Here is a 13,218-nt window from a genome sequence, read left to right on the forward strand (position 1 = left end):
AAATGACCTCACCTTTCTATCGAATCTGCCTTCTCCCCGTCAAAATCACCGCAGCCTGAACGTCTTCGGTGCCAGCTTCCATACAAGCAAAATACCGACCACCATCGTAACTACGGTCACGCTAAGCAACAGCACCGCAAAATAGGTGGGCGGTGTGTGAAGCTGCAGACAGCTGTATGCAGCAACATACACGCCGCCATTACATGCTTTATAGCCGACACTTGTCGTATTGCCCGCTTCCGTGAATGGTTGAAAAATATAATACATGCAAAGAAACAGCACCGAGAAAAACACGGACAATATCACGATACAGCCCAGAATCGCCACAATCTGCAGCATGTCCCGAAATCGACCCAGCAGCATCAGATTTACAAATACGCCGACACAAAATGTCAGAATAAATGCGACTTCTGTCTGAAGCATATATTTCAGGCGGATGCGAAAGCTTGAAATGATTGCCTCCGGTGTCCGGTAATATCCATACTTCAACAGGGAAGCATCACAGTGAAAAAACATCGCCTGTGTCAGCTTCTCACCACTCGAAGAGCAGTACATCACAAACACAAGAACCGGAAGCAGTAAATTCACTACTTTCCATGCGCTGTCACTCATCGACTGAAACTGTGCACCGGAGAGCACAAAACGACTGACGATCACAGCTAAAGCCGCAACTGCAAAAATTCCTTCTGCCAGCCAGCGCTTGATCTGGCTCGGCCTGCGAAGCAGCTTCTTATGCCGTTCAAAAAAGATTGCATGAAGATAATCATAGCCATTCTTATTCGGAAAAAGACGTTCCGGCACCTCATCCTCATCCAGCGAATTTTCCAGTTTTGTTTCGATGGAACCAGCACCCTCCGCCTGCTTTTGTTTCTCCGTCACACGTGCAAAACCGCAGCATATTCTTGCAACCTGCAGATACTTCGGATATGCTCTCAGATACCTTACACTGACAACGGCTGCCACCAGAAGGATCAAAATAAGAACTGCCTGCAGTCCCAGCGAGAAACGTCCTGCATCGAACAGCGGATGAAACACCTGTATATGTTTGTCACCCGGTCTGCTCTGCAGCAGATACAGAACCGGATAACACAAATACGCCAAAAACACCATGGCAAAATTATACATGTAATATCCGCCCTGCACTTTAGGGCTTCTATCCTGATACGGAATCTTGTCATAATGCTCACAAAGCTTTAACGAAACCGCCTCCCCGATCGGGCGGCAGCAGATGTAGCACAACAGCACCCACAGAAAAACTCCGGTATGGCCCGGACAGATCCGTCCCACGATCAACAGAAATGCAACCGCCCAGTAAACAGTCTGACTGGCAGACTGGAACAGAGACCTTGTCAGATAATACTGCTTTGCATCGATCCGCATCAGATTCAGAAGAAGGTAATCCTCCTCACTACCATCGGTAACGATCCTGCTGTTGGTAAAGGTTCCCATAAAGCAGCTGCATATCAGAAATGTCCACACAAACATATTGCCAAGTGTCTTATTATCCTCAAAGCCAAGACCGCCGGCAAGCAGACTATTCGGCACAATGATCACCAGTATGAAATAAAATGCCTTCCATATAATATCCTTTAACACATTCCATATCATGCAGAGAATTCCCAACGCCTTCTTGATATCGCTGCGCACATACCACTCCTCGGAGATCAGTCCCTTCAACGGTCTGAAATTCAGGACCGTGTAGATCAGCTTATTGATCTTCTGCGCAATGATCAGCTGGAATTGACAAATTATATTATTCATTCACAAAATCCTTTCCCGGTCTCATTACTGACTCAAAAGCTCCATCACATGCTCTTCGAAGCCTTTGTCGTGACAGTCAAGATCCTCAACTCCGGCAAGCTTTCCCTGATGCAGCAGCACGATCTCATCACACAGATCCTGTGCAAGCTGCAAAATATGAGTTGATAATATAATGATGTGATCCTTCTTCATTTCCAGCAAAAGCTCCTTCATCTCATGGGCTGCCACAACGTCAAGAGACGTCAGCGGCTCGTCCAGCAGAAGGATCGGCGGTTTACTGATCAGCAGACAAAGCATCTGCATTTTATTCTTCATGCCGTGGGAATATCCCTTCAGCAGGCGGTCCAGATCCGGAAGCTCCATTCCAACCATCTGTGCATATTCCTCCACGGTCCGCGGATCCTTGATCCTGTCCCTGTTGATATCCAGAAAGAACTTGATAAATTCATATCCGGTCAAAAACTCCGGCAACACCGGAGTTGAAAAGGCATACCCCATCATATCATAGGAAATGTCTTTCTTCTCGCCGTTCTCTTCCATATAAACCGTACCCTCGTCATATTCTATCTCCTGACTGACACAGTTGAACAGTGTAGTCTTACCGGCACCATTGCGTCCCAGCAGTCCGTATATCTTTCCCTTTTCAAACTGAAAGGATGCACCGTTTAAAACCTGCTTCTCCTCAAAGCTCTTCCCGATCGCATCGACAACTAATCTCATATCAATATAAATCCCCTTTTCTTAAGCAGCCTGTTACAAAGAAAATCCACGCAGGCAGTTTTCTTCTGCCCCCAAAGCTATCTGTTGTCCGGCAGCAGCTTTGCCACCGCAGGAAACAGCTCCACGCTTCTCTTTAATATACCTTTCACATAGGCAATAAAAATCCCATAATTAACAATCGGCACCTGACACTGCTGTGCCCGGAAGATCCGGTGCTTCATTTCCTTCTCATGAAGCGTACAGCCACCGCAGTGAATGATCAGCGCATAACCTGACAGATCCGTCGGAAAGCCTGTTCCGCTGCAGGTTTCAATCGTAAGAGACTTACCGGTGTACTCTGCAAGCCACCGTGGAATCTTCACTGTCCCGATATCGTCACACTGGCGGCGGTGCGTACAGCCCTCTGCGATCAACACACGGTCACCATCCTTCAAGCGGTCCACTGCAGTCACACCTTCCACCAGCGCCTGCAGATTGCCTTTGTGCCTTGCAAATAAAATGGAAAAAGACGTCAGTGGAATGTCCTGCGGTACAATGCGGGACACCTCACCAAACGCCTGTGAATCTGTAATCACCATACGCACCCTGCCTTTCAGCAGATCAAGTGTCATGGCAAGTGACGGCACCTGTGTCACCACCGATACCGCCTGATTATCCAACAGGTCACGAATAACCTGCTGCTGTGGCATGATCAGACGTCCCTTTGGGGCTGCCGAATCGACCGGAACAACAAGCAAGACGACATCATCTTTCTCGACAAGATCTCCCAGGATATGCAGCTTCAGATCCGTATCCGGTGCGAGCATCACCAATGCATCCTTCAGGGCATCGAGTCCCATATTTTGGACAGTGCTCACTGCACAGACCGGAACCGTTCCATTCTTAGCCATTATACACTGGCGGCGGTGCGTAAGCTCCTCCCCGGAAAGCTTGTCCGCCTGATTTAATACGATCACATAGGGAAGCTTTTTCTCCTCGATCATCGCAAGGATCTGCTCCTCCTCAGCGCCCATTCCTCTGCCACTCTCCAGCTCCTGCTTCGTGAGTCTGGAAACATCGAGAACAAGCATGGCGATATCCGTTCGGTTTAACACCTCAATCGCCTTCTCCACGCGCATCCTTCCTAGTGCGCCCTCATCATCCAGTCCGGGCGTATCAATAAACATACACGGTCCGATCGGCAGTATCTCCATCGCCTTGTAAACCGGATCTGTCGTAGTTCCCTTCACATCTGATACGATGGCAAGCTGCTGCCCTGTCACCGCATTGATCACACTGGATTTACCGGCATTCCTCCTGCCAAAAATCGCTATCTGCACTCTGTCTCCATTTGGTGTTGCTGTCAAACTCATGATGTCGCCTCCTGCTCATAATCCACTGTCTGTCATCTATAATTACCGGATCTGTCCATCTCCACTGATCAGATACTTCATGGTGGTCAACTCCTTCAGTCCCATCGGACCTCTTGCATGAAGCTTCTGCGTGGAAATGCCGATCTCCGCACCCAGTCCAAATTCACCGCCATCGGTAAAACGTGTCGAACAATTCACATATACGCATGCCGAATCCACCTCTGCCTGAAACTTCGCAGCGTTAGCGTAGCTTTCGGTCACAATGCACTCGGAATGACCGGTCGAATACTTTGCAATGTGTGCGATTGCCTCATCCACGGAATCAACGACTTTCACCGCCAGCTTATAATCTAAAAACTCTGTCGCATAATCCTGCTCAATTGCCGGAACCACACAGTCCCCAAGAATCTGCGCCGTTCTCTCACAGCCTCTGAGCTCCACCTGATGCTCATCCAGCTTTGCCTTCAGCATCGGCAGAAATGCCTCTGCCACGCTCTTATGTACCAGACAGGTCTCAAGTGCATTGCAGACACTCGGTCTCTGCGTCTTACCGTTGTCAGTGATCTCCACTGCCATCGCAAGATCCGCTGTCTCATCCACATAAATATGACAGTTACCCGTTCCTGTCTCGATAACCGGAAGTGTCGCATTCCGGACAACTGCCCGGATCAGTCCTGCTCCTCCTCTCGGAATCAGAACATCGATCAGACCGTTGGCTTTCATCATCTGTGTGGAAACTTCCCTGGATGTATCCTCCACAAGCTGTATAATATCCTCCGGAAAACCACAGGCTGCCACTGCCCCACGCATAGTATCCATCAGCACCTTGTTAGAGCAGATTGCCTCCTTGCCGCCACGCAGGATTGCTGCGTTACCACTCTTAATACAAAGTGATGCCGCATCCACCGTCACATTCGGGCGGGACTCATAAATAATGCCGACCACCCCCATCGGTACACGGATCTTGGTGATCTTCATACCGTTCGGACGGGTAGAACCCTCAATAACCTGTCCCACCGGATCCTCCAGATTGATAAGCTGGATACATGCATCCGCAATTCCCCTGATCCGCTCCGGAGTAAGTCTTAAACGATCCACCATCGTCTCGGAAATTCCGTTCTCCCTTGCGTTCGCAATATCCTTTTCATTCTCTGCAAGAATCTGCTCCTGCTTCTGTAAAAGCCGGTCTGCGATACAGCGCAGGATCTCGTTCTTCTGTCCTGTGGACGCTGTCGCCAGACTCTTCTTGGCATTCTGTGCTTTCTGCCCTAACTCTTCAATATAATTCATCCTTCTGCCCCCTTCTGATGCTTCTGTCATTCTCTTCCTGCATTCCTGTAAGGTCTACTTAGGAATTGCTTTTGAACATGCAACTGCCAATGCACCCGGTCCGATATGGCAGGATACACTGAGCGACAACGGATTGCAGACGATTTCGTCCCTTACCCGAAAATGCTCCCGCAGCTCTTCTACAAACTCTGCCGCCGCTTCCTCGTTGGCGGTATGTGCCACCTCAATATGAATATTGTCCATATTATCCAGACCGCCGAAACGCTCCTTAATATCTGTCTCCATCGCTGCGATCATTTTGGATACCCCCTGCTTCTTAGTGCGGGCAATCGTAAAAGCATCTAACTTCTCTCCCTGGATCTGAAGCACCGGCTTTAAACGAAGTGCTGTTCCAAGAGCCGCTGCTGCCGGCGTAATTCTTCCGCCCTTTTTCAGATACGTCAGAGTATCTAACATAATATAGATACTTGACTGCATTTTCTCCTGTTCGAGAAGTGCCTTGATCTGTGCTGCATTCATGCCGCGCTCTGCAAGCTCTATGGCATCCATCGCAGACTGGCGCTGTGTAACGGAAATTCTCTGGTTGTCAACCACCTGCACTCTGCCATCATAATCCTGTGAAAGCATCTGTGCTGTGGAACAGGAACCTGACAATCCGCTCGACATCGGGATATATACAACCTCATCGGCATCCTCAAGTGCCTTATCCCAATACTTTGTGACATCCTCCACGGAAGGCTGTGATGTGGAAACCGTGGCATTCTGTGCCAGCTTCTCATAAAACTCCTCCTGTGTCAGACTGATATCCTCATAATAAATCTTATCGTCAATGATAAACGGCATCGGCAGAACGGCGATCCCCATTTCCTTTGCCTCAATCTGTGTAATTCCACTATTGCTATCTGTCATAACTGCAACTTTACTCATGATAATCCTCCATATTCCATCGGAATCTGCATTTACACATACTTCCTTAAATTATATATGAAATCCCCGCCAATAGCAACATTTTCCTTGATTCTTCGCATACCCCGTAGTAGAATGATTATTGTTTAAAAAAAGGAGGTGATCCCATGCATCGTTTTTTACGTTCCATCGGTTTCAGTCACATCAATACCAGGCAGGACATGGATAAGCTGCTTGGAATCATCATGAATGAACCGGATCAGACGAAAAAGATCGCTTTATCAAAGAATCATATATATACAGAATTTACCAAAGAATTTGCCAGCCACGCCGGCATTGTTGTCCGTGGAGAGTATGATGAGAAAGGTTTTTTTCATATTGAACATCATTTTCCTTATCTGAAAGGAACGCTTCTGTCCACTAATTCCGATATCACGGTGAACAAGCGCGTGGATACCGATGCCTTTACCGGCATGTGCGATGATATCCGTCTTGGTATTTCAATGATCTTTTATCTGCAGAATGCCGTGGATTATCTGATGCTTAACTGCAGCGACAACACGCCGCATAAAGCAAGAACTTACCTTTCCGGGCTCGCGCTGGAGGGCACGATTCTTCTCGGCGTCGAGAATAACGAGGATACCCGAAAACGTAAGTCATACCGCACACGTATGCGTAATCAGCTCATCGCCATGGCAAAGTCCGGTGATCAGGATGCCATCGACAGTCTTACCGTGGACGAGATTGATCTGTCCTCACAGATCAATCGCCGAATCCGCACAGAGGATCTGTACAGTCTTGTCGAGACAAGCTTTATCCCATACGGCTCCGAATCTGACAATTATCAGATCCTTGGAACGATCATCAACTGGAGCTGTGTCAAAAATCAATATTCCGGCGAGGATATTTATGAATTACTGATTTCCTGCAATGACATTATTCTGACCATTGCCATCAATCGGAGTTCTCTGGTCGGCGAGCCAATGATCGGACGCCGTTTCAAGGGCGTTATCTGGATGCAGGGTACCGTGGATTTCCAGAAGATTAATTCATAAAAGAAACCTTCCTATGCCACCAATTGATGTATGCTCATAATATTTCTTATGACAGAAAAATCAAATAGGCATTTTGCCTCGTAAAACAAATGAATCCGTGAACTGTGACGAAAAAATTGACGCAGATCAGTAGGATTTCTGAAAAGTCTTTGCTTTGCAATGCTTTGATAAATAGGCGTCCGAAACATCTGAATCCCACCTCGGGGCGAGTACGTCAGGATGCGTTTATCAAAAATCAAAGCAGCAAAGCATATCGACTTTTCGAAATCCGTAAGTGACAAGATAATTTTTTCGTCACAGCTCACGGATTTTTCAGTTCTTTGGATGGCAAAATGCCATGTGGTTAATTGGACATAAGAAATATTATGAGCAAATTTCCGTAATAAACATGGAAGGTTTGGTCATAAACATTTACCACATCTGCTCACCGAGCGGACAGTGCTGAGCGGTGCGATACGCCCGCGCCTCCACATAGCCGCCGCATTTTAGGCAGGTTCCCAAATAAAGATATTTACATTCTTTGCAGACGGTGAGTCTCTCCTCGTAGAGTTCATCGTCTGCTTTTTCATGGTCGGGCACCTGTGACTGATACTTCCGGATCTGCGCCAGATCGTCCCGATCCGTCATTTCGCGGATCAGGCAGCGCACACAAAACGGCTTAGCAGACATAACAATTGACCCGGCACACACTGTTGACCGGCAGAGTTAATGTCTGGATATTGCCGCTCCATTCCTCCTCCGTCTCATAGGCACGGACATGATCCGGATCCTCAAATGTATTATAGGCATGCACCTCTCCATCAAGCATGGCAATGGATGCCTCCCCGGCAAAGGAATACTGCATTGGCAGCTCCAATTCCACCGAAAGCGTATCGCACAGAGAGGTATTGGCAAGTGTGATGGTCAGCAGCTTCTGTCCGTTCTGCTCCGTCACGGAAACCGATTCGGACAATGCCGGGATCGTAATATCATTATAATGAACTGCCGGTCCTTTCACCGTGCGCCCGTTTTCTACGCATGTAGTCTCATCTGTGTGGCTTTCCACCAGCTCTGCCCCCTGGTGCGGCACATACATCCGGAACACATCGTAGGTCGGAGTTTTTAATATCTTGCTTCCTTCGGTCAGAAGCATTGCCTGAAGGACATTTACAACCTGCGCGATATTTGCCATAGCGATACGGTCGCTGTGCTTATTGAAAATATTCAGACTCAGTGCCGCAACGATCGCATCCCGCATGGTGTTCTGCTGATACAGAAAGCCCGGATTAGTTCCCGGCTCAACATCATACCAGGTTCCCCACTCATCCACGAAAAGATCAATATTATGCTCCGGATCATGCTCGTCCATGATCTCAAGATGCTTCTCAATAATATTCTCAATATACATCGCCTTGGAGATTGTTGTGTAATATTCCTGCTCATCGAAATCCGTCGCACTGCCCTTGTGCTCCCAATCACCCGGCAGTGTGTAATAGTGAAGACTGATCGCATTGGCATGCCAGTGGTCGATACGGCTCATAAGCTCCTTCGTCCAGTTATAGTCCTCAGCATTCGGTCCACAGGCAACCTTATACAGCTTATTGTCCCCGTAATTCTTGCAGAAGCACTGATATCTCTTGTATTCATTGGCATAAAAATCCGGACTCATGCTGCCACCGCAGCCCCAGTTCTCATTGCCGATCCCGACATATTTGAGATGCCACGGCTCCTTGCGCCCATTTGCCTGACGCTGCTTCACAATCGTGGAATCACCGTCCGCCGTCATATATTCAATCCACTCTGCTGCCTCCTGAACCGTTCCACTCCCCAGATTCACAGCAATGTACGGTTCACAGCCAAGCTGATCGCACAGCTCCATAAATTCATGTGTCCCAAAGCTGTTATCCTCAACCGTGCCTCCCCAGTTGGTGTTGACCATACGGCGGCGTTTCTCTTTCGGTCCGATACCGTCTCTCCAGTGATATTCATCCGCAAAGCAGCCGCCCGGCCAGCGAAGTACCGGGAGTTTCAATGCGCGAAGCGCATCCACAACATCCTTGCGCATTCCATTCTTGTTAGGAATCTCGGAATCCTCCCCCACATAAACACCGTCATAAATGCAGCGGCCAAGATGCTCCGAAAACTGCCCATATATCTCTGGAGCAATATAACTTAAAGTTTTGGCAGGATCAATATGTAATGTTGTTTTAATCATAATCGTTTCCTTTCATCAATAAATGTTTTCACCTCAAGCTGCACACCGGTTATTCAATGGCGCACCATAATATATTCCATGTACGCAGTTTGGTTTTCTCTACAAAACAGGGCAACGCTCCGTATCAGGAACGCTGCCCTTCTAAAATCAACTTGTCAAAGTGTGTATCATGCGGATGCCCCGGATCACTCCATCACCTTGCAATTTCCGCAAACATCTCTATTATAATAAGTTCATATCAGCCATTGCCTTGCGCAGGATCTCCTGATTCTGTGGCTCCATCTCAGTCAGTGGTGCGCGGAGTGTTCCGACTTCTTTCCCCATCATATTAAGAGCTGCCTTTACAGGGATTGGATTAACCTCACAGAACAGTGCATTGCAAAGTGGAATACTGTCAATCTGCATCTTGGCTGCTCTCTTCACATCGCCCTCAAGGTAGCTTGTTACCATGTCGTGCATAAACTTTGGTGCAACATTGGATACGACAGAGATAACACCGAGACCGCCAAGAGAAAGGATCGGAACGACCTGATCATCGTTACCGGAGTAAAGCTCGATGTTGCCATCACAAAGGTTCATGATCTTTGCAACGTTGCTGAGATCTCCTGAGGCTTCCTTTACGCCGACAATATTGTCAACATTCTTAACCAGAGATGCGATCGTAGCCGGTGCCATCGCACATCCGGTACGGCTTGGTACATTATAAAGAATTGCAGGGATCTTGATCTCATTTGCAATCGTGGTGTAATGAGCGATCAGACCATTCTGGGTTGCCTTATTATAATAAGGTGTTACCAGAAGAACACCGTCAGCTCCTGCCTCCTCAGCTTCCTTGCTGAGCTGTACTGCCGTTGCGGTGCAGTTTGAACCGGTACCTGCGATCACAGGGATACGTCCCTTAACGCGGTCGATTGCAAAGCGGATCGTATCCATATGCTCTTCCTCTGTCATGGTAGCAGACTCTCCTGTCGTGCCGCAGATAATGATCGCATCTGTCCGTCCTGCGATCTGCTCCTCGAGAAGTTCGTCCAGTTTATCGAAATTTATCTCGTGATTTTCCTTCATAGGTGTGATCAGTGCCACACCGGCTCCCTTAAATAATGCCATAATAATTATTACCTCCTTATAATATAATAAATGTAAAATGGATAGTTATGTTATCATAAAAAAAAGACGGGGATACGCCGTCTCAGAATATACACTGGTATATACTTGATAGCGCTCCATCCAATGATGACAGTCATGTCGTTATTCACGCCATGCCCAAGGAGTATCCTGTCAGGCAGAATATCCTTTCGGCACTGTTCCCTTTCCACGATCCTCCTCTGCCTCCTGGGACATCAGATCACGTACTGATGAAGAGTGCGACCTCTATCTAAGCGACAGCATACCACTATTGATGCGCCTTGTCAAGCCAATTAAATAGTGTTATGCTGTACATTATAATGATGTTGGCGTCAATGAGATTTTGCCCCCTGCATCACTATAATGATCAAAATGGAGGTTTCCATGAAGTTTGGCGAAAATGAAATTTTAGAGCGGGAACAGAAGCTGTTCTCGACAGAACATAGATTTTTAAACCGGCTGCGTCTGGACGATCTGTGCTTCCAGCTTTTCCTTTTGCTTGCCATTCTGGCTGTGATAAGCGTCTGCCTTATCGGAGCTTTCCGCGGAATCGTAAGCAGTGCTCCGACCGTGAATGAAAAGCAGATCCTGACCAGTTCCAAAACGACAATATTATATGATAAGGATGGCAATGAGCTGCAGCGGCTGGACGGCTCCGGGATCCGGCAGAATTATGTCGCACTGAATAAGATTTCCATGGCGGCACGCAACGCATTTATCGCCGCAGATGACACGGAATATTACAAGCATCACGGCGTAGATATCCGCAACTTTTTCTACGCCTTTTATCCGGATTCCGCATCGGCACAGTACGCCGGAAGCAGACGAACCTTAACCCAGAAACTGATCCGTAATCAGATCTTTGTCAGCGACAACAACAGCTCCTCTATGGAACGGGTCGTCCAAAAGATTCAGGAACAGTATCTGGCTGTCCAGTTTGAATCCGAGGTTGGCAAGGATAAGATTCTGGAATATTATCTGAACACACTCTATTTTGGCGGAAACCGGATTGGGATCGGTGCGGCTGCCGAATATTATTTTGATAAGAAGGCACAGGATCTGACCATATCCGAGTCAGCCGTGCTTGCAGCTTTGGCGCAGGATCCCGCCGTTTACGACCCGGTAGAGCAACAGAAGTCCAACAGTAACAAACGAACAGAAATCCTCAATGTCATGTTGAATATGGAGACCATCTCCGAAGACGAATACGAGGATGCTCTTGGTGACAATATCTATATCTCCCTCCAGACTGCCAACCAGAAGAAAAACGGCACCACAGAGGCGAAGAATTACTATGTTTCTGCTGTTATCTCACAGGTAATCTCCGATCTGAAGGAGCGCGCCGGATACAGCGCCACACAGGCATATCATGCAGTATATCAGGGCGGTCTTAAGATCTATACCTGTCTTGACAGTGAGATACAAAGTATTTGCGAAAAGGAGGTCGAGGTGCAGAGACAACGCACCGGTGATCGCAAAAAGCTGCAGCTATCTCTTGTTTTTATGGATCAGTCCACCGGAAAGGTAAAGGCTCTGATCGGTGGAAGGCAGGGCGAGGTTCCCCAGACTGGCGGAAACCGTGCCGTTGATTATACCAGACAACCCGGCAGCATGCTGACCCCTCTTTCCGTATGGCTTCCTGCAATTGACACTGCAGGAATGACACTTGGAACAGTACAGGATGATTGTCTCTACAGCTATTCCGAAAACGGACATCAGCAAAACACCCGGGATCAGAACGAATATCAGGGACTTGTCACCACGAGAGACAGTATACTGAAGCACTTAGAATCTCCTGCCGTCCAGGCCATGGAAAGCTTTGGTATCCAGACCGGATATGATTATCTGAAAAAGCTCGGTTTCTCTACTCTGGTCGAGAAGCAGGAGGATATGGATGGCAACGTGATCAGCGATGTATCGCTTTCCCTGGCATCCGGCAATCTTGTAAACGGCGTCAGTAATCTGGATCTGACCGCGGCTTATGGGGTCCTTGCCAATGAGGGCAAAAGTGTCAAGCCAATCTTCTATACAAAGCTTGTCGACAAAACCGGCAATATTTTATTTAAAAATGAACAGAAATCTTCCCAGCTTCTGGAAACTGCTTCTGCATGGCTGATAACAAATGTGCTGCACGAATATATCGAAACAGGTGCCGGAAAAGCGGCAGATCTCGGTATCGAAAAACTTCCGGCTGCCGGCTATGGTGCCTCCACAAAAGGCAACAAAGACCAGTGGTTTACGGGTTATACCCCTTACTACACCGCCGGAATCTGGTGTGGCTATGATGATTCCGGAATGATAACCTCCGATATTTCCTGCGAAACGCTCTGGAAACAGATCATGAAACAGGTTCACTCCACCAAAAAAATCGAAAAAGGAAGCTTTAAAATTCCGGACGATATCGTTGCCTGCAACATCTGTACCAAATGCGGAAAGCTTGCCGTTGAGGATCTGTGCAATCAGGCGCTCAGTGGTGATACCGTCCGCCGCGAATATTTTGTCAGCGGCACACAACCGACCGAAAACTGTGACTGCCATGTCAAATACCGCGTCTGCAAAAAGAGTGGAAAACTTGCCACCGAGAAGTGTCCAAAATCGCAGGTGGAAGAACGTGTTTACCTGATCAAAGAAGAACAGGGAACCACAAAGGATACTCCTTATGTGTTGACGCCAAAGCTTCGCAGCAGTCAATGTAATATTCATAAATAAACATTACAATCGAGTAGGAGGCGGTGACTAACCGCCGTCCTCTCACACCACCGTGCGTACCGTTCGGTACACGGCGGTTTCAATAGTTGACGTGCACAGACTGATA

10 protein-coding genes and 1 riboswitch are annotated in these 13,218 nt (G+C 47.8%); of the genes, 2 read left to right on the forward strand and 8 right to left on the reverse strand.

Annotated elements, in window-relative coordinates; translation table 11 throughout:
* Positions 1-45 precede the first annotated feature (45 nt).
* The 5 genes from ACZLMD_RS03225 to ACZLMD_RS03245 all read right to left on the reverse strand — a co-directional run bounded on the left by ACZLMD_RS03225 (position 46) and on the right by ACZLMD_RS03245 (position 6,050).
* The gene (locus ACZLMD_RS03225) at positions 46-1,761 is read right to left on the reverse strand and encodes a hypothetical protein (RefSeq protein ID WP_484107764.1); all 1,716 of its coding nucleotides are present in this window, start codon (positions 1,759-1,761) and stop codon (positions 46-48) included.
* A 24-nt stretch (positions 1,762-1,785) separates the two neighbouring features.
* Positions 1,786-2,481, reverse strand: coding sequence for an ABC transporter ATP-binding protein (locus tag ACZLMD_RS03230; RefSeq protein WP_484107765.1), 696 nt, complete (start codon positions 2,479-2,481; stop codon positions 1,786-1,788).
* A gap of 77 nt (positions 2,482-2,558) precedes the next feature.
* On the reverse strand, positions 2,559-3,833 hold the full coding sequence (hydF, locus tag ACZLMD_RS03235) for a [FeFe] hydrogenase H-cluster maturation GTPase HydF (RefSeq protein WP_482523248.1): 1,275 nt from the start codon (positions 3,831-3,833) through the stop codon (positions 2,559-2,561).
* A gap of 42 nt (positions 3,834-3,875) precedes the next feature.
* A complete protein-coding gene (locus ACZLMD_RS03240) occupies positions 3,876-5,123 on the reverse strand; it encodes a glutamate-5-semialdehyde dehydrogenase (protein ID WP_118559401.1) in 1,248 nt (415 codons plus the stop codon).
* 54 nt (positions 5,124-5,177) lie between these two features.
* Positions 5,178-6,050 (reverse strand): DegV family protein, encoded by an 873-nt coding sequence (locus ACZLMD_RS03245; RefSeq protein ID WP_022305179.1) that lies wholly within the window; start codon positions 6,048-6,050, stop codon positions 5,178-5,180.
* 146 nt (positions 6,051-6,196) lie between these two features.
* Here ACZLMD_RS03245 and ACZLMD_RS03250 point away from each other — a divergent pair, with 146 nt between their 5' ends.
* Positions 6,197-7,084: a DUF3881 family protein gene (locus tag ACZLMD_RS03250; protein ID WP_118559402.1), complete on the forward strand. Its 888-nt coding sequence runs from the start codon at positions 6,197-6,199 to the stop codon at positions 7,082-7,084.
* 411 nt (positions 7,085-7,495) lie between these two features.
* Here the strand turns inward: ACZLMD_RS03250 and ACZLMD_RS03255 are convergent, their stop codons facing one another.
* From ACZLMD_RS03255 to dapA, 3 genes are all read right to left on the reverse strand, one after another.
* Positions 7,496-7,753, reverse strand: coding sequence for a DUF6171 family protein (locus tag ACZLMD_RS03255; protein WP_482522405.1), 258 nt, complete (start codon positions 7,751-7,753; stop codon positions 7,496-7,498).
* Complete coding sequence (locus ACZLMD_RS03260) at positions 7,743-9,278, reverse strand: alpha-N-arabinofuranosidase (protein WP_482522406.1); 1,536 nt, start codon at positions 9,276-9,278, stop codon at positions 7,743-7,745. Before ACZLMD_RS03260 ends, ACZLMD_RS03255 begins: the two co-directional genes overlap by 11 nt.
* Before the next feature lie 222 nt (positions 9,279-9,500).
* Positions 9,501-10,385, reverse strand: coding sequence for a 4-hydroxy-tetrahydrodipicolinate synthase (dapA, locus tag ACZLMD_RS03265; RefSeq protein ID WP_489495113.1), 885 nt, complete (start codon positions 10,383-10,385; stop codon positions 9,501-9,503).
* Positions 10,386-10,486: 101 nt separating this feature from the next.
* A riboswitch (Lysine riboswitch) is annotated at positions 10,487-10,660 on the reverse strand.
* 127 nt (positions 10,661-10,787) lie between these two features.
* Between dapA and ACZLMD_RS03270 the strand changes: the two genes are divergently transcribed.
* Positions 10,788-13,112 (forward strand): transglycosylase domain-containing protein, encoded by a 2,325-nt coding sequence (locus tag ACZLMD_RS03270; protein WP_489495114.1) that lies wholly within the window; start codon positions 10,788-10,790, stop codon positions 13,110-13,112.
* Positions 13,113-13,218 lie beyond the last annotated feature (106 nt).

This window comes from Jutongia sp., assembly GCF_057878315.1.

Bases quoted from the DNA above. Each gene is read 5' to 3' on its own strand.
- ACZLMD_RS03225 (WP_484107764.1), bottom strand. From the start codon at position 1,761: ATGAATAATATAATTTGTCAATTCCAGCTGATCATTGCGCAGAAGATC.
- ACZLMD_RS03230 (WP_484107765.1), bottom strand. From the start codon at position 2,481: ATGAGATTAGTTGTCGATGCGATCGGGAAGAGCTTTGAGGAGAAGCAG.
- hydF (WP_482523248.1), bottom strand. From the start codon at position 3,833: ATGAGTTTGACAGCAACACCAAATGGAGACAGAGTGCAGATAGCGATT.
- ACZLMD_RS03240 (WP_118559401.1), bottom strand. From the start codon at position 5,123: ATGAATTATATTGAAGAGTTAGGGCAGAAAGCACAGAATGCCAAGAAG.
- ACZLMD_RS03245 (WP_022305179.1), bottom strand. From the start codon at position 6,050: ATGAGTAAAGTTGCAGTTATGACAGATAGCAATAGTGGAATTACACAG.
- ACZLMD_RS03250 (WP_118559402.1), top strand. From the start codon at position 6,197: ATGCATCGTTTTTTACGTTCCATCGGTTTCAGTCACATCAATACCAGG.
- ACZLMD_RS03255 (WP_482522405.1), bottom strand. From the start codon at position 7,753: ATGTCTGCTAAGCCGTTTTGTGTGCGCTGCCTGATCCGCGAAATGACG.
- ACZLMD_RS03260 (WP_482522406.1), bottom strand. From the start codon at position 9,278: ATGATTAAAACAACATTACATATTGATCCTGCCAAAACTTTAAGTTAT.
- dapA (WP_489495113.1), bottom strand. From the start codon at position 10,385: ATGGCATTATTTAAGGGAGCCGGTGTGGCACTGATCACACCTATGAAG.
- ACZLMD_RS03270 (WP_489495114.1), top strand. From the start codon at position 10,788: ATGAAGTTTGGCGAAAATGAAATTTTAGAGCGGGAACAGAAGCTGTTC.